Origin of the sequence: Tolypothrix sp. PCC 7601 (genome assembly GCF_025677855.1) — a bacterium.
In the GTDB taxonomy this organism is placed as follows: domain Bacteria; phylum Cyanobacteriota; class Cyanobacteriia; order Cyanobacteriales; family Nostocaceae; genus Aulosira; species Aulosira diplosiphon.
In genome coordinates this window covers 2,856,555-2,876,943 of record NZ_CP064879.1, presented here as the reverse complement: position 1 = coordinate 2,876,943, position 20,389 = coordinate 2,856,555, and the positions used below count along the sequence as shown (strand labels likewise).

Genomic DNA, 20,389 nt, shown 5'->3' with positions numbered 1-20,389 from the left:
ATGACAAAAGACAGAGAACAACAGTGTGACTTACAGATTTGAATTTCGTCTGATAGCGCGGAAATTTTTGCGATCGCTTATTACTAGTCATGGTAATTGGGATATTCGCGAAAGCATTATTATTCGTCTGATTGATGAAGCAGGTAGAGAGGGATGGGGGGAAATTCCGCCGATTAGCTGGTTTGGTTCTGAAACTCTCCCACAAGCTTTAGATTTTTTTCGCCAACTACCAGAGGAAATTACAAAAGAAATCATCTTTTCGATTCCCGATGCTTTACCTGCTTGTCAATTTGGTTTTGAGTCAGCACTTGGGGGGCTGGGGACTGGGGATTGGGGACTGGGGAACAAGGGGACTAGGGAACAAGCAGATATTCCCATTACCAATTACCAATTACCCATTACCCATTACCCCATGCCCATTAGCGCCTTATTACCAGCTGGAGAAGCGGCGTTAAATGTATGGCAAAAACTTTGGGAGGAAGGATATCGGACGTTTAAATGGAAAATTGGTGTTGATGCGATCGCAAATGAATTGAAAATTTTTCACTTACTGATTGACAGTTTACCAGCCTCTACAAAACTACGATTAGATGCGAATGCGGGACTTAGCTACAAAGAAGCTGAATTATGGCTAGAAAATTGTGATAAATTTTCAGAAAAAGTGGAATTTATCGAACAACCGCTAGCAGTGACAGAATTTGAGGCGATGTTGCAGCTGAGTAGCCGTTATCAAACAGCGATCGCTTTAGATGAATCTGTCGCTACACTCTCACAACTTCATGCTGCTTATCAACAAGGTTGGCGAGACATTTTTGTAATTAAGCCAGCGATCGCAGGTTCACCATCACGCCTGCGGCAGTTTTGTAGGCAGCATAACATTGATGCTGTCTTTTCCTCCGTCTTTGAAACTGCGATCGGCAGACACGCAGCACTCCAGCTAGCAGCAGAATTATCTCAGCATAACCGCGCAGTTGGCTTCGGAATCAACCATTTGTTGGAACAAGAAGAAGAAACATGGCTTCAACGTCTATGGCGCAACCTGTAAACTATCTTAATATTCTGAATAATTTAGATATTGCTAATTGCCTAATTGGTTGTGATAGTTCTCAAATACAGCAATTAGCTGAGGAATTATATTCAGAACTCTTGCAATTGTCTGCATCAGGCACAACGCCCAAAATAATTTTAGCCGAACGCCAACCAGAGCGATTTTTAGCTGCTTTTCTCGCCGCTTGTGCTGCTAATTGTTCAGTATTTCTCTGTAACCCCGACTGGGGAACACAAGAATGGCAACAAGTTTTCGATTTAGTACAACCAGATATCATCTGTGGAGATTTAAACGAATTAAATCTTTTACCTCCCTCATCTACCTCATCTCCCTCATCTACCTCATCTCCGCCATCTCCCCACTCACCACTAATCATGATTCCCACTGGTGGATCGTCAGGAAAAATTAAGTTCGCCATCCACACTTGGGACACATTAACGGCATCTGTGCAAGGATTTAAAGAATATTTTCAGGTAAATTATATTAATTCTTTTTGTGTATTACCGCTTTATCACGTCAGTGGTTTAATGCAATTTATGCGTTCTTTTACCACTGGTGGAAAACTAGCTATTTTACCATTTAAAGCATTAGCAGATGGTCAAATATATGATATTGAAATATCAGATTTTTTCATATCTTTAGTACCGACTCAGTTACAACGCCTCTTACAAAACCCCACATTAACTAAATGGATATCGCAATTTCAAACGGTTATGTTAGGCGGTGCGCCTGCGTGGGATGAACTCTTAGAAAAATCTCGATTTCATCGTATTAGGTTAGCACCTACTTATGGGATGACAGAAACCGCCTCTCAAATAGCTACCTTAAAACCAGATGATTTTCTCAATGGTAAAGTTAATTCCGGTCAAATTCTCCCCCATGCTCAAATAACTGTTTGCAATCAACAAGGGGAAATTTTAAATTGCAATCAACCAGGAAATATTACCATTCAAGCACAATCTTTAGCACTGGGATATTATCCAAAACTTTGGGATAAACAAGATAATTTTTCAGTAGATGATGTTGGCTTTTTAGATACCCAAGGTTATTTAAAAATTCTGGGGCGTAATAGTGACAAAATAATTAGCGGAGGCGAAAACATCTATCCTGTCGAAGTTGAAGCAACCATACGAGCAACTAAAATGGTGGATGATATTTGTGTGATTGGCGTATCAGATAACCACTGGGGGCAAGTATTAACAGCGATTTATATTCCTAAAGCATCCTATACATCATTAGAAATTCAAACAGCCATCCAAGATAAACTTTGTAAATTCAAAATTCCTAAACACTGGATTCCTGTATCAACTTTACCCCGCAATCCCCAAGGTAAAATTAACCGCCAACAACTACAGCAGATGGTAAAAGAATGCTCAAGCTTGAAATGATTTCCAACTAATATAATACTCTAACTCTTAGCAATAACAAATGACTAAGGACAAGTGACAGCCCTAACTAATAATCTTTAATTGCAACGACTTACTTACATAGTTTCCCTTGCTTTTCTTCTCTCTGCTTCCTCTGTGTCTCTGCGGTTCGTTTCCAACCAATTGACAATTTCCACAGGCAATTCCTGCTTAGTTCTACTATTCGCATCAATACAAACGTGTCTTGTAATTGCCTTAGCAACTATTACCTCAGCCACAGAAATCTCATAAGCAATTTCAAACTTCTCCCCACCTAATTTTTGTGGCATCAAACACACCAGCAACTTATCGCCACAAAACACCGGACGGAAAAAATCAACATTAGCATGAACAATCGGAAAAGCTACCGATGGATTGCTAAAAAAAGTTTTTAAATTAATACCTGCTGCTTCTAGAGATTCTTCATAGGCTTCATGACAAATCCCCAAAATATTCGCAAAATACACTACCCCAGCAGCATCAGTATCTTGAAAGCGAACGCTACGGTTATATGTAAAAGGCATAGTTTAATAAGTCAAGCATAAAAATAGCAGACTTACTGCCTGCTCTACATAATTTTACCGTAACTCAGCTAACACACTGACATATTGCATGACTGGCATTTATCTGCGGCTAATTATCTTATTTGGACTGTTTTCTGTATCCAGATTGATAGGATGGACATCAATACTACAAGGGATAGCGGTTTGAACTTTGGTTTTGGGGAAAAGGTTAAAGGTTAAAGGGTTGTTATCTCCCTTTTCCCATTCCCCTTTTTCCCCTTAACCGACAAATATTAGGATGGACATTATCTAACTCTATATACTGTCCACCCTAAATTTATTGATAATGCTACAAAATCTTAGCTGAGAGGAGAGTAAATATCCTGAGAACTAGGATTGAGATATGGACGCTGCACATCTACTAGATGACGGTTAAAGTGGCGGTTAATAGATTGCATCCGTTCATCATAAGCATTCCTGCCTTTATACCAAGCATCCAACAAAGCATTAGCAACAATTTGACAGCGATTCATCCCGAAAGTTTCTTGTGCAGCAAATTTTTTGATGGGTTCTTCAGCTAAACTTAGCCCAGGTGCCAAAAACTTGGTAAATAGAGGAATTTCGGGGTTAAAATGCGCCTCATGTTCTGCATACACACCTTGCAGAACTTCACGGATTGCTAAATAGTTGTTACGTTCAAAGTAGAGTACCCCTGAATCGTAACGTCCATAAGCAGCAGGATTATAAGGAACTTGGAAGCTAAAAGGAATACCAGCTTCGTTGAGTTCCACTGTCAGGCTATCCATGAGTGCGATCGCACCAAATGGTGTGAGATTAAAATAGATTCTCCCTGTACCCAAATCATCCTCTGGGTTGTCTTGTCTTTCCTGTCCAAAATTGCTAACTGCTAAGTAACAGCCGTTTTGGATGCGATTTTTGGGCATCCATACTGACACTAATTCGCCAATTTTCGCAGCTTGAGAATGAGCTTTGAGATGGCAGTCTGGTTCGATGTACAATGTCAAACCGCCCTTATTCACAGCCATGCTACCATCTGGTTCGTGCCGCAACACTTCCCAACTCGGATCAAAATAACCTGTCCCGTGGTTGCAATTATGCAGACGTTCGTAAAATTCCCCGTCAATTCCTAAAGCAGAATAGTTTTCTAAATTTTGATGTGGTAATTGCTGTGCAGCATCAGCTTTAACAGCCAAAACATTTTGTAATGAGCCATTGTAATAGATGCCATACAAAAAATTCCGCAGTAATAAAGTTAAATATTTCTGCTGTAAATCTGTGGAATTCTGCTGAAATCTATCTGCTATCTTGGCAGGTAATGCAAATGGTTGATAATTGGGATGGTGAATGCAAAAGTTCGGCTCAATCTGAATATTGCTAGCAATATCAAATAGGGAAGTTAGGGGTTGTTGAACAGAAGAATATACCATAGTTAATTACCACCTCAAAATTCAGAATGGAAAATTAGACAACCAACAAATGGCCAATACTGCGCCTTCCCTAATGCCAACTTTAGGTCATAAAGACTTTAGGGAAAATTCAGCAGATAAATATATGATGGGAAAAACTTCAAATGCAAAAATTATAATTTTGCATGTTTAATTGTCTGCTTGATTCGCTTAACAACCACGGAGACGGGTTTTTTCGTAATACAGACGAACCAACTGCTTCTCTCTTTCTGGCTGCGGCAATTTATGTACTTTCGCCACAGGTTTTAAGATTTCTGACTCGGAAATGCCAAACACAGTTAATACACCTTGTTCAGGCATAGTTAATAAGTTTTTCGCCACCGACAGCATACAAATGTCAGTATTATCAAAATCTTTGCGATTTTTAATCTTGTTCTGAATTTGGTGAATTAATCCCAAGCCAACAAACTGAACAACTCGCAAAATAAAATCACTACGATACTCTAAAATTACGGGGAAAGCATTTAGATAACCTCGAATTAAAGCCAATATTGAAGGCTGAATCACCTCCAGCGGTGTAACCGCCAAATGTAGAGATTCCTCTAACTGTAAAGTAGGATCTACTACTAAACTGGAAAGCCAAATCTCTAAATAGCTGGCTAATAATGTACCCAAGTCAAAAGCGGGATCTCCCCAACCGCAAGCTTCCCAGTCAATTAATCTAATCAGGCAATTATCAAGCTGCTGCCAACGAGAATGAACTAAAATATTGTTTAACTTCAAATCGTTATGAGTGAGACAGCAAGGATTCCATTCATAGGCTAAGTCTGCAATTGCTGACTCTAAACTTTCGTAGCGCTGATAGAGTTGATAGAATTGCAGCGCTTGCGTGGGAACTTGAGCAAAAATCTCTGGTGTAATTGACTCTATCCCTTGAGCCGGATTATAGAAATGATAACGAAACTGTCCCGCGGGAGCAGTATTCATAAAATCGCGATACTCTCGACCGTTGAAAGTAGCACGGTGCAAACCTGCTAAAGTTGTGCCAATAGCTGTAGCAATTTCATCGGCAAAAATATCAGTTTTTTGGTAAAAATGCCCTAACTGTTCATAGTCACTCAAATATTTGCGGACAAGGATAGAATTTTCCTCGTCATAATGTAGTAATAATGATGCGATCGCAGAAATATTACCAATAACCGGAAACTGCTGTAGCAATTGGTGAAACAGCCACTCCTTGAAAAACTCTTGGGGAGTTCCATCATCGTGATTGCTGACTTCTTGTTTAACCAGCAGTTTGCGATTATCTGCCAGACTAACTATTAAATTCAAATTCTTAGTTCTATCTGGTAACTCAGATTCGTTGGTTGCTCCATCTTCTGAGCTACACAGACCTGCTTCTTGCAGATACTGGATAACATTTTGAGAAGACAGTGATAATACCATGTATTATTATTTCCTAGTACGTAAAATTGCGGGAAGAATCACCTATCTCAGGATTACCTGAAATCTAGTATTTTTAGGTAGATAGCAACTAACGTATGAATATCTATAATTATTCGTACTATCTATTAATATCCCATCTAAATTACAAAAATCTGCCAAAATGCCAATATATTATTTGCTGTTTCTTTAATATCCCTTTACAGTTTGATAACTTGAATTGTGCAATCTTTACATTTATGAGCATAGCTACGTAGGTATATTTTGATTTCTGCGCTTATGTCTTTTGATGTAGACAGGTTTTCAGCTTTTGGCAGCTTTAATAAAAACGAATGACATTATTCATACTGCAGTATTGTTGTATTTAACTACGTAGTGCAGCTATCAACCGCATATATCAAGCTGATATTTTAGGGATTGGCATTTGGTATTTATTCTCCTCATCCCCATTAGCAATTACCAATTACCAATTGCCATTCGGAAAAACTCTCAGTAATAGATGTTGTTGGATGCTAAAAAGAGAGTTTTGGAAATGATAAAAAACGGTATTGTGCATCACATTTATGGGATGATTCACGCTTCTACCAATCTTCCAGACTCTTATATTCTTAAAATATGAGATTCAGCATTCATATTTTTATTTAACATCACCAAGCAAACAAAACCGGATATTTTAGCTGATTAAAAAAATATTTTTTTTAGGAAAATTTTAATATTTAATGCCCAAATTCACTGTAAATTGTCACTTTGATGACTGAATTTTTAATCATTCCTAGACATCCAGCGCAAATTTTCCTGTACCGCAGGGTTTGGTATGCATATACCACGAGGTCAAACTTAGATATTACAACCTTTCTAACAACTAACTGAGAATAAATGATGTTGTAGACAATTGATTGAGGGGTATGACCCATCATTAATGATTTGCTCAAATTCCAGTGTGTTTCAACAACCTTAAACTATTAACCCGTAGTTTATCTGTGTACGAATAACAAAACCCAAATCGCACCTGCAATAATGCAGCGTTAAACTTCTCTAGCTAAGAATAGAACAAATATACTATATAATTACCTAGGGCATAGGGCATAGGGCATAGGGCATTGAGTAATGGGTAATGGGGATATCTCCTTGTCCCCTAGTCCCCAGTCCCCAGTCCCTAGTCCCCAATCCCTTACTTCACACCCACCATTTGATTTACCATCAGTATCAATGCCAACACACCCAAAATAATCATTAAGCCTGAAGGCATAAACTTGCGGGTTTTCGCTAGCCGCAAGCTAAAGAAAACCACTAATGCAGCAGTAATAAAAGCTGCTACAAATAAACCCCAGATTTGGCCTTGTAATTGCAAAAAGGCTGCAAGAATGAGTAATAAACCGCTAACACTACCACTTAGCAGGGAAATTTTACTACTTGCTTGAACATAGCCAATGATGCCGCCAATCAAAGCCAAAATACCATAGACAAATGCGGCAACTATACCTAATTCCATTGTTAAAACCTGTGTAGATTTTGATTTTGCGGCCGCGGTCGCCAGACAATTTACCATAGCTGTTGAAGCTCATCACCCAATTGATTGATGGATAGTCAAGCGATGTTGTCTACCGGAAGCACTTCATCCTCTGCCAAAATTCAGTTCCTCCAGCGCCAAGCAGCCTCACTATTACTTTACCAATCTGTTCTGCAAAGCGAAGTGGGGATTGCTTTTCTGGATTTGTTGCAAGCGATACGATACACTGATGCCGATGGGCGAGGTTGCCTACAAGCCTACGGCAATTACTTTCACGCCTTGGCTGCGAGAAATCAAAATTGGGAAGATTACCTCATTACTCAAATTCTGATTGCGGAAAATCCCTTTACCAAGCTGGCCCAACAGCAAGAATTTGAAGATATGCCCGTTGCATTAGTCGCCGCAGCGCAACATGATTTACACGTGTTGCAGAATTTATATGAGTGCGGTAGCGCGGCTTTGAGTGAGTGTGTACAAACTGTAGCCCATCTACCAGTTTCACCTGTCGTTTGGTACAAAGAGCAAGATAAGACTGAATTAGAAACTAAGGCAATTACTTCTCTTTACCATTTGGATAATTGGGCTGATGCTGTAGAGGATTTAGCAGCTTATTATCGCCAATTTGGTACAGGTTTATTTGCAGAATATCGGGCTTTGCGCTGGCAAGGTGGTAATTTTGTGGGTATTAAGCATCCTGACCCTGTGAGACTGGGTATACTTGCAGGTTATGAGTCACAACGGGACGCTTTGTTAAAAAATACAGAGTTTTTATTAGCAGGGGAAACTGCACTGCATGTATTACTTTATGGTAGTCGCGGTTCGGGAAAATCTTCTTTAGTCAAAGCTTTGTTAAACGAGTATAGCGATCGCAATCTCCGTTTAGTAGAAGTTACAAAATCGGAATTGCGAGACTTACCGCTCATCATAGAACAATTGCGGGGTGTACCACAGAAATTTATTATTTTTGTCGATGACCTTTCCTTTGAAGAAGATGACGATGCTTTTAAAGCCCTCAAGGTAGTGTTAGAAGGAAATTTAACCGCGCGTCCTGAGAATGTAGTTGTCTACGCCACATCCAATCGCCGCCACTTGATTCGCGAGTTTTACACAGACAGGCCTGCGCCCAAAGATCACGAAGAAATCCATGTTTGGGATACCATGCAAGAGAAGCTTTCCTTTAGCGATCGCTTTGGTTTAACCTTGACCTTTGAGGGGGCAGATCAGAAAACATATTTGAAAATTGTCCGGCATTTAGCAGCACAAGCAGAAATTAATATTAGTCAAGAAGACTTAGAGTATCAAGCATTACAGTGGGCTACTCGCCATAACGGTCGTTCTGGACGCACAGCCAGGCAATTTATTGATTTCTTAAAAGCTGACTTAGCAGTTTTTAGTGTAAAAAATCATACAGCAGACCTTGAATAGGGCAATTGGTAAGTTGTTAGTTGCAATCTTTGAATATTTTCAGAATCATGTTATGTGCCAATCTTCACAACCGCAGACTTCCCAGAGACAAAGTGAGGGGTCATGTCTTTAAAAAGTAATGATGTTGACAAGGTGACTAGGCCAAAAATCAATAATAATATGCACTCAGCAATATTAAGCAATCGACTATTTCTAGGAATAGTAGCCTTTAGTGTCAGTTTTGGTCTTAGTCTTGTCCCTAACTGGGATTATTCTAAAGCCTTTGTCACAGGTATCATTACTGTAATTGCTACCTATGCAGCCGCATTATCTGTAGATAGGCGGCGCAAAAATCATGAAATGCTCATTTTAAGTTCTCTGCGAAAGCGCATCAAAGAACTAGAAGAATTAAAATCTCGAATTGCTAGAGAAGTTCACCAAATTGAAGAACACCGCAATTCCTTATATACAGAATCAAAAAACTTACAAAATAAAGTAGCTGAATCTCGCAATCAACGGGATAGCATTCAACGCGAACTCAGCACTTTTGCGGGACAAAAAAAACAGTTCGAGCATGAAATTACTGTTATTAGTACAGAAATTCATAACTTAGAGCAAAATAAAACAGAACTGAACAATTCGGTTTCTATGCTCAATGCAGAAAAACGTCGTCTGGAATTAAACTGTAACGTCTCCCGTTCCGAAATTAATCAGTTACAGCATCAAATTAGCGAACTTCTGCAAGAAAAAGAAGAAATAGAAAATAATTTAACTCTCTTAGGTAGACTGAAACCACAAATCGAAGAAAAACTCTACGAACTGCGAATTGAACTGCAAAGTTTAGAAGTTGAGTTTAACCAGAAAAATCAATTATTGCTAAATACCAGCAATAATCCAGAAAATGTAGAATCTAACTTAAATGACGTACAAACTAAAATAGGAGAACACCAAGTAGAACTCCAGAAATTACAAGCGCAAATCTTTTTATTACAAGAAGAACGCGACTTATTGCAAAGTCAAGTTTGGGAATTACTTCAGCAACTGGAAACACTTAATCCTGAACCTTTAGCAGATAGAAGACATGAAGAAAATGTAGAATTATTTCCGTTTGCAGAATTAATTGAACCCCTAGAAACAATAGATATCAAACCTGATACATCTGAGGCTTTATCTGAAGAATGGTATCATTTTTTTGAGCATCTACAGAATCATGAAATTGATGTCATCAAAGCCCTATTATCAGCAGAAAATCCTCAAACAACCATTAAACAGATTGCCGAAGTAAATATTACCATGCCAAATCTATTAATAGATGCAATCAATGGTAAAGCCAGTGATAATTTAGGTGAATTAATCATTAATACAAATGTAGAACCACCAGAAATTTATCCAGAATATATCAGCAATATGAAAAAAATGCTGGCTAACTATCAAGAAGATATATAATAACTCAAAATAATATGTCAAATTATTGATTTAACTGGCAGTTTCACAGATGACATCGCATTTCTACAAGTAGATTGTCTGCACCAAATTTATTAAAATATTCATACCATTGTAAAATTATAATAAGGTATGGTATATACCTGACTTAACTTGCTGGCTATAAGCCTATGCTTTCAAAATCAGGTGAGATCAACTACATGGCAAAGCTCAAACTCTCGAAAAAAATATCCACTGCTTTAATTAATTCCCTAAGTGCGGGAGTAGTACCTCGATTAGGAGTTGAACATATAGCAGTAGGTCGGGAACAAGAACTCAAAAGCCTATTACAGAATCTCGATGATATTGCAGAAGGGGTATCGGCATTTCGGTTTATAATTGGCAACTACGGTTCGGGGAAAAGCTTCATTCTCCAATTGCTTCGCAGCCGTGCTATGGAACAAGGTTTTGTAGTAGCGGATGCTGATTTATCCTCAGAACGCCGCCTAGCCGGAAGTAATAATGAAGGTCTAGCAACCTATCGCGAATTAATGAGTCGTCTCGCTACAAAAACTCGTCCCGATGGTGGTGCTTTAGTCTCAATTTTGGAAGGATGGATTAATAAAATTCAACAAGAAGTAGCTAAAGAAACTAGCTTACGTCCCAATGATGAAGGCTTTGATGACAAAGTTGAGGAAAAAATTCGGGAAGTTGTTCAGTATATTGAAGACTTAGTCCACGGTTTTGATTTTGGTAGCGTCATTATTGCTTATTGGCGTGGTTATCGACTGGATGATGATAACTTAAAAAATGCTGCTATGCGCTGGCTAAGAGGAGAATTCACCACCAAAATTGAAGCGAAAGCTGCTTTAGGCGTGCGTGTCATTATTGATGATGATAGTTGGTATGACTATATTAAACTCATAGCTAAATTTGTCGCAGAAATTGGTTATAAAGGGCTATTAGTTCTTGTCGATGAATCAGTACACTTATATCAAATATCTACTACAGTAACGCGAGAGAAAAATTACAATCGACTCCTCGCAATGTTTAACGACACCATGCAGTGTAAAGCCGAACATCTCGGTATTTTTATTGGTGGAACTACAAAATTTTTAGAAGACCAAAATCGGGGATTATTTGCAGACCAAGCTTGGCGCAGACGCACAAAAGAAAGCCGCTTTGTGACTCAAGCTGGGGTACAAGAATATTCAGGGCCAGTAATTAGGCTGAATCCGTTAAGTAAAGAAGAGATACTCACGCTATTGCAACGCATAATTGAGATTCATGCTCAGAATTTTGGCTATGAAAAGACTTTGAGTAATCGCGAATTAAATGAATTTGTGAAAGAAATTGTTAATCGTTTAGGCGCAGAAGCTTTGCTGACACCAGGAGAGATTGTCAGAGATTTTATTAGTGTATTGAATATTCTGCATCACAACCCCAAAATGCTATTTTCACAATTGATTCATGATGCTAAATTTAAACCTACTGTTGCCGGAAAAGATGCAACTTTAGATGAAGATAATGCAGCAGAATTTAGTTTGTAATTTTCAATTTGTAGGATGTGTTACGCCGTAGGCTAACGCACCCTCTTTTATTTGATGTATAAATGGATTACATGTAGCTTGGTTTCGTATTGCTGTTGGGTTTGCTTACGTCAACCCAACCTACAGTTTTTGGAAAGAAAAACATTGGCAAATCTGGTTATTTACGTTCACTAGCAAGTTACCTTATAGAATCACTAATATAACAAAATATCCGATAATTTACATAGAGAGAATTTATCAATATCTTTTTTCTTAATTAGCAACTCTAGAACTAATTTACAGCAGTCTTACATAAATTCGTAGCATTTTTCAACCCAGAGTTTCTTTGAATGTAATTAGTTACGAATTTGTGTAATTATGTCATCCAATAAGTTAGTTATCAATTAAATTCGTGCGAAATGTCGAATAAATTCTCTCTTGTACTAAAATCCCGCCTATAGATATCCAAACTCATCCTTGAGAACGTTTAAGCGAACCATCAGCATATAGTTCTAGTGGTACTAGCTGCAGTTTTCCATTAACTTTTACTTGGGAGTAAACTACTTTTACTAGGGGAGCATTATTTTGGTTATAACGTACAGACATAATTCCTTACCCTCTTGATAAACTTATTAACTTCTGAGGTTATCTTACCCATAATCTACTCAATTTATGCCTGAGTAGTGTTGCTTCTTCTGTATGATTATTTATCCTACTTTAGAATTAATAAAACAGGTTAAAGATAGGTATAAGTATGTCTTGACACAGATAAAGATTTAAAAAATATTTTCAGTCCTATCTCCGGGAAATTTCTGTCAGCAGATGGTTAACAACAGATGATAATAATTAACTTATACCGCTCTCATCTGTAATATCATTGCTAATACCAGAACTCGATCTGGCTTGGCTCACATCTTTAACTTCACAGTCACAGGGTTGATTTCCGCAAGTTGCGCCTACTAATACCATGAACACTACGTCAGAATTGTATGCTCGCCTAGAGAATTACTATCAGCAAATCAAAACAATTATTCTTAGCCGTCAGAATCCCATTACTGGTTTGCTACCTGCGAGTACAGCTATAACAGCCCACGGCGATTATACTGATGCCTGGGTAAGAGACAATGTTTATAGCATTTTGGCAGTGTGGGGTTTAGCACTTGCGTATCGTAAGATTGATGAAGACAAAGGCTACACCTATGAACTAGAACATAGTGCAATCAAGCTGATGCGTGGATTGCTGTTTGCAATGATGCGACAAGTTCATAAAGTGGAACGGTTTAAACATACTCAGTCCCCCTTAGATGGCTTACATGCTAAATACAACACTGCTACTGGTGATATTGTGGTAGGCGATGATGAATGGGGACATTTACAAATAGATGCCACATCAATATTTTTGTTGATGTTGGCACAAATGACCGCTTCCGGCTTGCATATAATTTATACCATTGATGAAGTTAATTTTGTCCAAAATTTGGTTTATTACATTGGACGAGCCTATCGCACACCAGATTACGGCATTTGGGAACGTGGTAACAAGATTAATCGGGGTAATGCGGAGTTAAACGCTAGTTCTGTAGGGATGGCTAAAGCGGCGTTAGAAGCCATCAACGGACTAGATTTATTTGGTGTCCGTGGGAGTCAAGCTTCAGTAATTCATGTTCTCCCCGATGAAATTGCGCGCGCGCGGGTGACATTAGAATCGCTATTACCGAGAGAATCTGGCTCCAAAGAAATTGATGCGGCGCTGTTGAGTATTATTAGCTTTCCCGCCTTTGCAGTAGAAGACGAGAAACTACGCGATCGCACCCTTAACGATATCATTAGAAAACTTCAGGGGAAATACGGCTGTAAGCGCTTTTTGCGGGATGGACATCAAACCGTTTTAGAAGATACCCAACGCCTACATTATGAACCGTGGGAACTAAAGCAATTTGAGCATATAGAGTGTGAATGGCCTTTATTTTTCACTTATTTATTTTTAGATGGCTTATTTAGGAACGATAAAGCACAAGTTGAATATTACCAGGAGCGTTTAGAATCCTTACTCGTAGAACGCGATGGCTTGCAGTTATTACCAGAACTATATTATGTTGCCGAGGAGAATATAGAAGCTGAAAAAGCAGCACCCCAAAGTCAACCCCGGTTACCGAATGAAAATGTTCCCCTAGTATGGGCCCAAAGTTTATATCTCCTGGGACAAATGTTAAATGATGGGCTAATTGCCATTGGTGATATTGACCCTTTGGGTAGACATTTAACTAGCGGCAAAAATCGAGAATCTCTCGTACAAATTGCCTTAATTGCAGAAGATGAAGACTTACAAACAAAACTCGAAATTTATGGAATTGAAACCCAAACCCCCAAACAATTAGAACCCATTCAAGTAAGAAATGCTGGGGATATTTCAACTATTTATACCCAAATTGGGCGCAACGATAAACTAGGATTAACAGGGCGGCCAGTGCGGCGCTTACGTAGTTTAACGACATCACGCATTTTTCGGATTCATGGTCAGACAATTGTATTTTTACCATCTTTCTTAGATGCCCAACAGTTTTATTTAACTCTTGATTACCATTTTTTGCTAGATCAAATTAGGAGTGAACTCGCTTACATTCAAAAATACTGGAGTGATTTAGGTCGTCCTACCCTGACTTTGATGTTAACCCATACCATGTTAGAAATTGGTTCGGATGCCTTATTAGAATTAATGCAAGAACTGAAAAATGGTGTATGTAATGGTGTCAGGGTAAAACTAGGGCGATTAAATCAGTTAATGTTAACAGCAGCAATTCAAAGAATTGATTTTCTGCGAGATGATGAATTTTCCCTACCAGCCGTCAAAAATGCGGGGTTACATTGCTATTATTTGGCATATCATCCCGGGAAAAATTGGCAACTAGGACATACCCAGGAATTCCAAATGGAATGTGAAACTAACTTGGGATTCTTGTTGTCGGCTTTACGTGCTTCGGAAAATATTTACGAACAAATTGAGTTATTGCAGACTTTAACTCGCTTGCAAGGGCTAGATTTTGATACTGGGTTTGGTGGGCCTAAGGCTGTGGTCACAGTAGACAATTTACTGGATGAAGTATATACCAAAGCTGGCGACTTAGGATTGTGGGCGATTGTCCGCCGGGTTGCGGGTTTGCGACAAATGGTTGATATTGGTTTGTCCGATGCTGTCACCAGTATTTTAGTACGAGGTAAGCAAATTTCTGTAGGTAGAGCTTACAGCGAAGATTCACTCATCACTGTACCCAAGTCTCACCATGAAATAGCCGAGAAGATTAAAAACTTTTGTCGTGAAGATATCCGCGATCGCGTTTTGACGCAAGAGATAATTATCTATCTGGGTGTGCTAATTAGAACCGAACCCGAACTATTTCGCGGATTGCTGACATTGAAAGTAGGCTACCTCATCCTGTTAATTACCAGCAACCTAGCTAGAGAATTAAAAGTCACTCAAGATGAAGCCTATGAATACCTAATGCAGTTATCACCGTTTGAAGTCAAGACACGATTGCAAAATGTCTTAGCTGAATATGCGGGGATGAGTAAGCTGTTACGTCAGCAAGAATCACTCCACGTCAAACAAAAAGAAAGTGATATCGATTGGGTATTACCATTCACCAATGATCCGGATATTGAAGTCCCAGCAGGCGGATGGCGGCGATTCCGTCAAGCTGAAGGCGCAACCGGACGTGTACCCAAAGACTTTTTCCAGCAAGTTTGGCTATTAATGAAACATTGCAAAGGTATCGTAATTGGCGATAAACTAGAACGCCGCAATCGCTTGGATAGTGAAATAATGCTGTCAGAGATGACAGCAGGCGAAAAAAACTTTGCTTTATTAGTCGAGCATCTGCTGAATAAAATTGAGGCTCCAGAATACCGCCAAGTAAATATTGAAGCATTAGTTGAGCTAGGAGCGATCGCAGCCAATAACCCTAACCTGCAAATAGAAGAATATATGGTCTTGGATGTATTAATTGGTCATGCCGTCAGATTAGCATGGTTAGATGCCCATCCCGAAAGAGGCGATCGCTATGATGAGGATAAGGCTAATGCTTGGCGATCGTTTTACAATACCTCTCCTAGAGATTGCGCTAACTATATTTTGAAAGCCTTCCGCTTCTTGACGGAGTTTGTCAAAGAGATATAAACCCCCAGGGAAATACAACTTCTACATCACAAAAAATATCCCCCTACTGAGAAAGCAGGGGGTGCGTCAAATTTTATATTTTTTAAAAAACTACTTGACAGATACAGCATCAACATCGACAGTATTTCCGGTGGCGCTAGAATCCTCGGGTGTAGTACTTGTATTGGTTTCTACATAACCCTTACGAGCTTTCCAGCCTTCTATCACGAGTCCAGATACCTCAGTCACTAGCAGGGTCAGCAGTAAAACATCATCAATTTCTCCCACAATAGGAATAAAATCTGGGGCGATATCAATGGGGCTGACAATATAAACTAGTGTTCCTAAAATTACCCACCAACGGTATTTGGGATTGCGAAGCGAATTCCGATACCAAGAGTAAACTGATTCAAGTGAAAATTTCATGTTTTGAACCTCCAGTTACCTTTAATTTTGGCAAATTGTGCTTAAAATTCCCGGTGGGAATAACCGTCCAATTTTGTCTGGGTGATGCTACTAAGGGACTTCCAGCTAAAAAAATATACAATCACTCCCTTGAGCATGGGAAGCTGAGGAGCAGGGGAGGAAGAATTCTACAATGATTTGCTCTGACTCATTGCATAATTTATTTTCTGGAAGTCCTAAAACAATTCAAAATACCAAATACCTGTGAAAAGGCTTAGGTCTACAAAATTCAAAATTGTTAACTCTAGAGATGATCGGCATTCTAGCTGCTGAGGTTATGTACAGTGAAAATGCAACATAAATATTGTGATTATGTAATCCGGCATAAGAGTATGGTAGTGGTGCATTAATCTCTAGAATTAAATTGCTTTGGCATAGTTGCTCTAGATATGCAGAGAGGAGACTTAAACCGTGGATATTTTAGATTTGTTTCAAAAAGGCGGCCCAGCGATGTGGCCCTTGCTGGCGCTGTCAATTTTAGCTTTGAGTGTAATTTTTGAGCGTTTGTGGTTCTGGCTGCGAATTCTCACTCAAGAAAAAGAAATAGTTGACCGCGTTTTAGATGCTGCTGCTGAGAATTGGGAAGTAGCAGCAGATATTGCTAGACAAGCTACAAATCAACCTATCGGTCGGTTTCTCTATGCTCCGTTGAGGCTCACGAAAAACGATGCAGAAACCTTTCGCTTGGCTTTGGAAGCAACCGCAGAAGACGAGTTAGCTGGAATGCGGCGAGGCGAAAAGCTTTTAGAAGCTGTTATTGCACTTGCGCCACTTTTGGGATTGTTGGGTACAGTTTTAGGTTTGATTCAATCTCTACGTTCAATTCGGATTGGTGATTTAGGAACCGAATCTGCTGCTGGGGTAACCACTGGTATTGGTGAATCCCTAATTAGTACAGCAAGTGGATTAATAGTTGCTATTGTGAGTTTGGTTTTCTACCGCCTATTTCAAAGTTTTGTAGTTAACCAAGTCAAGGTTTTTCGCAAAGCCGGTAATGATATGGAATTGCTTTACCGTCAGTCACCACCAGACTTGAGTAATACTGCAGCAATAATTTTGCGAGAATCTGCACGGGAAAATTTCACGCCACCCCGTAAACGTGGTAGAAACAAGTTTTCTAATTCTCCGGAAGTTACAGAACCAACTGATTCATTAGATTCTGAGAATAATCAAAGTAATTCGTAGTTGATAATTCGTAATTCGTAGTTACCATCTTAGTAGGTTTTCCTTTAATTACGAATTACGAATTTGTAATTCGACCCATCAAAATAGTTACAGAGAAACAATGAAAATAAATTTACATACTCCAGTTGAAGAAGTTCAAATTCAACTTATTCCCTTGATAGATGTCGTTTTTTGTATTCTGACATTTTTTTTGTTGGCGGCTTTGCAATTCACGCGCCAAGAAGCAATTAATGCCATTAATCTAGATTTACCTAAAGCTAACACTGGTACATCACCGACTGCGGCGTTACAGGGCAATAGCAATATCTTACCTGTAACTGTTGACGCTGTTGGTCAAACATATGTGGAAAAACAAATGGTCAGACGAGACCAATTAGCAGCAATTTTAAAGAATTATGTTCAACAAAACCCTAATGGCGTTTTAGTACTGAATGCATCACGGACAGCAACATACAACGATGTCATCGAAACCTTAGACTTACTTCGCCAAGTAGGAGGCGATCGCGTCTCTTTGGGAATTATACCAAACCAATCTCAAACACCTACTAATTCTACTCTTCCTGGCATTCCAGCTTTTCCCACTAACCCTGGTGCTAATCCTGTACCAAATACTGCACCAGTCCCAGACATCAATCCTCAAGGTAATGTTAATCCTAACTTACCCACAGCACCTACTTCGCCTCAAACTGGTCAAAATCTTCAGATTGCGCCCAATGCCACAACACCCAACAGAAATGTAGCACCAGGAACAAGCACTTCTACTCCTGCAAGATGATCTGCAAATGGTGCGTTAATTAAGTAACGCACCTTACTGATTATTTAGATAATTTATTTTTTGTATTACTTAAACTGTCACGTATTTAATTTTATACTAATATTTTTACTATTTTTATAACTAAGCAATTACTAGCCTTTTAAATTACAAATTCACTAATGAAACTCTAGGATTAATAACGGTTAACTGTCAACCGTCAACCGTCAACATCCAAAATTTAATGATGCAACTTGCATGATATACAGCTTAAAACTAAAAATATTCCAAATAAACTTTTCCGAAATAAAAAAACTCTGCTAATTTAGAAATAGTAAGCTGATTTTCAAAAATTGTTTCCCATTAGACTGAGTATTTATTCGTCTGTTTGTAGTCTTGGTGGGGGTAAATAAGTTCGTAATCAGTTCTTGAACCTTGAAATTTTTAGCACAAGGCTAACTCATTACGAACTCATCGAGATGAATGACACAGCCTATTAAGTTAAAACAGGTTTATCTTGCATATTTACTCATTAAGATAGCTCTTTCTTGAATAGAAAGTGGCTAGTTCATGACGCTGGCTTTCCAAGTTGATTAGACTAGCATTACCAAGCCAAGATAGACCTAAATTAATGCAAGAATGTGCAACTTAAATGGGTAATAGCTTAGTATTTTTAGCTCGAGACTCAGCACTTTTTCATTTCAATTCCTATCGCCATTAGCATTTTCAGGGTTGTGGAAATGAGTGAAATTTGGAAAATTGTAGTTGTTTGGATAGTAACATCTATCAGTTTGTTGATTATTAGTAAGCTACCTTTGGGAGTAGAAATTGATACTCCCGATAAAGCATTACTTTCAGCAGCAGTTCTCGGCATTGTAACAGCATTAGTAAGACCAATTCTCGGACTCGCTTTTGTATTACCCAGTCTGCTGACATTAGATATGTTATCCGGCTTGTTTACATTTATGGTCGCCGTTGTTTGTTTTAGTATTGCTGCTTGGTTAGTGGAAGGTTTTCGCTTACGCTTCGGTATTTGGAGTGCCATATTAGGAGCGTTTGCACTCACTATCATCAACAATTTAATTTACCGATTATTGGGTGTATAGCGATTAATCTGAAGTGAAAAATACTCGCTGAACAAAAGTCCCTAGTTCGCAGTCGATAGCATTCGAGTTATTTACTATTAACCAATAGTTACTTGATGGTACAAGCCCCTAGATTTATCTGTGGAATCAATCGAAAATCCAAAATCGTTTGACTCGAATCTAAAACATACAAACCCCGTAACCTGATGGTCGGGGTCAATCCAAAATCGAAAATAGTTTTACTATATACTATTCGTTGGTACTAGGAGGAGCAACAGTAGTAGTTGATTGTTGCTTGCGCTGTTCGCGTTTTTTGCGATCGGCTAAGAGCATATCCGCCATTACTACTAGCGCTTGTGCTATTTTATCGAGATTAGATCGGTAAAGATCCAAATCCTTAGTGAATTTATCATCAGACAGATGCAAGCCACTAGCAATCTTTTTCAGAGCTTCGTTGCGCTGCTTTTCGTCTTTGACTAATTCAGGATCGGAAATTTCCAATAACGAAAATAAACCAATTGCAAATAAGCGGTTGTATTTAAATTTAGGATTATTGGCGATCGCTTGCAATTGCGCTTGCAAGTCAGCATCTCTATCTAAAGTAGTACTTTGACTCAGCCACGCAATTAAATCATTTACTGGCAAGCTTTCAGCTATACCTTGCAATCTTTCAGCATCTTGCCTGTAGCGTTGCTCGTCTTGCTCTACAGCCTGACATAAGGCACTAAAAATCGATTCCTTATCCCGTTCTGGTTGGTAGCCTTGCATAAACCGGTCAAAGGTTGTGACAACGCCCAAGCCATAAATCGGATTGTAGCTAAAATCGACATTTACTGACAGCAGATGCATTTCCACCATCAACTCTTCCACTACCCGACGATAAATCGTGTTGATTGGACGGGTGTGAACAGAGTAGAATGTTCGCTTTGTATCAGAGACAGTACGGACGTTATTCACAAAGAAAATGTTAAGGGCGACGTGTTTTTATTCTCTCGCTTAAAGTCCACTTTGCCAAGTTCGGGTTTCCACTAGCGAGTCAGTGGTTTACAATATTTTTA

At 38.9% G+C, this 20,389-nt stretch carries 16 protein-coding genes; 9 read left to right on the top strand and 7 right to left on the bottom strand.

Annotated features, from left to right (window positions below; genetic code table 11):
- Window positions 1–25: 25 nt before the first annotated feature.
- On the top strand, window positions 26–1,045 hold the full coding sequence (locus HG267_RS11990; protein WP_045869176.1) for an o-succinylbenzoate synthase: 1,020 nt from the start codon (window positions 26–28) through the stop codon (window positions 1,043–1,045).
- Complete coding sequence (locus HG267_RS11985) at window positions 1,030–2,436, top strand: 2-succinylbenzoate--CoA ligase (protein WP_081583945.1); 1,407 nt, start codon at window positions 1,030–1,032, stop codon at window positions 2,434–2,436. Before HG267_RS11990 ends, HG267_RS11985 begins: the two co-directional genes overlap by 16 nt.
- 95 nt (window positions 2,437–2,531) lie before the next feature.
- Here the strand turns inward: HG267_RS11985 and HG267_RS11980 are convergent, their stop codons facing one another.
- From HG267_RS11980 to HG267_RS11965, 4 genes are all read right to left on the bottom strand, one after another.
- The gene (locus tag HG267_RS11980; RefSeq protein WP_045869174.1) at window positions 2,532–2,978 is read right to left on the bottom strand and encodes an acyl-CoA thioesterase; all 447 of its coding nucleotides are present in this window, start codon (window positions 2,976–2,978) and stop codon (window positions 2,532–2,534) included.
- A gap of 338 nt (window positions 2,979–3,316) precedes the next feature.
- Complete coding sequence (locus HG267_RS11975) at window positions 3,317–4,405, bottom strand: T3SS effector HopA1 family protein (protein ID WP_045869173.1); 1,089 nt, start codon at window positions 4,403–4,405, stop codon at window positions 3,317–3,319.
- 189 nt (window positions 4,406–4,594) lie between these two features.
- On the bottom strand, window positions 4,595–5,830 hold the full coding sequence (locus HG267_RS11970; RefSeq protein WP_045869172.1) for a phosphotransferase family protein: 1,236 nt from the start codon (window positions 5,828–5,830) through the stop codon (window positions 4,595–4,597).
- Window positions 5,831–6,998: 1,168 nt separating this feature from the next.
- Window positions 6,999–7,319, bottom strand: coding sequence for a TMEM14 family protein (locus HG267_RS11965; RefSeq protein WP_096622234.1), 321 nt, complete (start codon window positions 7,317–7,319; stop codon window positions 6,999–7,001).
- A gap of 87 nt (window positions 7,320–7,406) precedes the next feature.
- On the opposite strand from HG267_RS11965, the gene HG267_RS11960 reads away from it, so the two are divergent.
- From HG267_RS11960 to HG267_RS11950, 3 genes are all read left to right on the top strand, one after another.
- Window positions 7,407–8,762 carry an ATP-binding protein gene (locus HG267_RS11960; RefSeq protein ID WP_045869170.1) on the top strand — a complete coding sequence of 452 codons (1,356 nt, stop codon included), beginning with the start codon at window positions 7,407–7,409 and terminating at the stop codon, window positions 8,760–8,762.
- Between the two features lie 102 nt (window positions 8,763–8,864).
- Complete coding sequence (locus HG267_RS11955) at window positions 8,865–10,187, top strand: tellurite resistance TerB C-terminal domain-containing protein (RefSeq protein ID WP_228045483.1); 1,323 nt, start codon at window positions 8,865–8,867, stop codon at window positions 10,185–10,187.
- Between the two features lie 197 nt (window positions 10,188–10,384).
- A complete protein-coding gene (locus tag HG267_RS11950) occupies window positions 10,385–11,713 on the top strand; it encodes an ATP-binding protein (RefSeq protein ID WP_045869169.1) in 1,329 nt (442 codons plus the stop codon).
- A 450-nt stretch (window positions 11,714–12,163) separates the two neighbouring features.
- Here HG267_RS11950 and HG267_RS11945 read toward each other — a convergent pair whose 3' ends face one another.
- The gene (locus HG267_RS11945; RefSeq protein WP_255325173.1) at window positions 12,164–12,298 is read right to left on the bottom strand and encodes a hypothetical protein; all 135 of its coding nucleotides are present in this window, start codon (window positions 12,296–12,298) and stop codon (window positions 12,164–12,166) included.
- 361 nt (window positions 12,299–12,659) lie between these two features.
- Here HG267_RS11945 and HG267_RS11940 point away from each other — a divergent pair, with 361 nt between their 5' ends.
- The gene (locus HG267_RS11940) at window positions 12,660–15,866 is read left to right on the top strand and encodes a glycoside hydrolase family 15 protein (RefSeq protein ID WP_045869168.1); all 3,207 of its coding nucleotides are present in this window, start codon (window positions 12,660–12,662) and stop codon (window positions 15,864–15,866) included.
- Between the two features lie 90 nt (window positions 15,867–15,956).
- Here HG267_RS11940 and HG267_RS11935 read toward each other — a convergent pair whose 3' ends face one another.
- On the bottom strand, window positions 15,957–16,271 hold the full coding sequence (locus HG267_RS11935; RefSeq protein WP_045869167.1) for a YkvA family protein: 315 nt from the start codon (window positions 16,269–16,271) through the stop codon (window positions 15,957–15,959).
- A 450-nt stretch (window positions 16,272–16,721) separates the two neighbouring features.
- Between HG267_RS11935 and HG267_RS11930 the strand changes: the two genes are divergently transcribed.
- The 3 genes from HG267_RS11930 (at window position 16,722) to HG267_RS11920 (ending at window position 19,352) form a co-directional block, all read left to right on the top strand.
- Window positions 16,722–17,495 (top strand): MotA/TolQ/ExbB proton channel family protein, encoded by a 774-nt coding sequence (locus HG267_RS11930; protein ID WP_045869166.1) that lies wholly within the window; start codon window positions 16,722–16,724, stop codon window positions 17,493–17,495.
- A gap of 100 nt (window positions 17,496–17,595) precedes the next feature.
- Window positions 17,596–18,270: an ExbD/TolR family protein gene (locus tag HG267_RS11925; protein WP_045869165.1), complete on the top strand. Its 675-nt coding sequence runs from the start codon at window positions 17,596–17,598 to the stop codon at window positions 18,268–18,270.
- A 716-nt stretch (window positions 18,271–18,986) separates the two neighbouring features.
- Window positions 18,987–19,352: a phage holin family protein gene (locus HG267_RS11920; RefSeq protein ID WP_045869164.1), complete on the top strand. Its 366-nt coding sequence runs from the start codon at window positions 18,987–18,989 to the stop codon at window positions 19,350–19,352.
- A gap of 228 nt (window positions 19,353–19,580) precedes the next feature.
- Here HG267_RS11920 and psb29 read toward each other — a convergent pair whose 3' ends face one another.
- A complete protein-coding gene (gene psb29, locus HG267_RS11915; RefSeq protein WP_045869163.1) occupies window positions 19,581–20,288 on the bottom strand; it encodes a photosystem II biogenesis protein Psp29 in 708 nt (235 codons plus the stop codon).
- Window positions 20,289–20,389 lie beyond the last annotated feature (101 nt).

Coding starts and splice junctions, on each gene's coding strand:
- HG267_RS11970 (WP_045869172.1), bottom strand. CDS start 5,830: ATGGTATTATCACTGTCTTCTCAAAATGTTATCCAGTATCTGCAAGAA.
- HG267_RS11950 (WP_045869169.1), top strand. CDS start 10,385: ATGGCAAAGCTCAAACTCTCGAAAAAAATATCCACTGCTTTAATTAAT.
- HG267_RS11960 (WP_045869170.1), top strand. CDS start 7,407: ATGGATAGTCAAGCGATGTTGTCTACCGGAAGCACTTCATCCTCTGCC.
- HG267_RS11985 (WP_081583945.1), top strand. CDS start 1,030: ATGGCGCAACCTGTAAACTATCTTAATATTCTGAATAATTTAGATATT.
- HG267_RS11965 (WP_096622234.1), bottom strand. CDS start 7,319: ATGGAATTAGGTATAGTTGCCGCATTTGTCTATGGTATTTTGGCTTTG.
- HG267_RS11945 (WP_255325173.1), bottom strand. CDS start 12,298: ATGTCTGTACGTTATAACCAAAATAATGCTCCCCTAGTAAAAGTAGTT.
- HG267_RS11935 (WP_045869167.1), bottom strand. CDS start 16,271: ATGAAATTTTCACTTGAATCAGTTTACTCTTGGTATCGGAATTCGCTT.
- HG267_RS11940 (WP_045869168.1), top strand. CDS start 12,660: ATGAACACTACGTCAGAATTGTATGCTCGCCTAGAGAATTACTATCAG.
- HG267_RS11925 (WP_045869165.1), top strand. CDS start 17,596: ATGAAAATAAATTTACATACTCCAGTTGAAGAAGTTCAAATTCAACTT.
- HG267_RS11980 (WP_045869174.1), bottom strand. CDS start 2,978: ATGCCTTTTACATATAACCGTAGCGTTCGCTTTCAAGATACTGATGCT.
- HG267_RS11920 (WP_045869164.1), top strand. CDS start 18,987: ATGAGTGAAATTTGGAAAATTGTAGTTGTTTGGATAGTAACATCTATC.
- HG267_RS11975 (WP_045869173.1), bottom strand. CDS start 4,405: ATGGTATATTCTTCTGTTCAACAACCCCTAACTTCCCTATTTGATATT.
- HG267_RS11955 (WP_228045483.1), top strand. CDS start 8,865: ATGTCTTTAAAAAGTAATGATGTTGACAAGGTGACTAGGCCAAAAATC.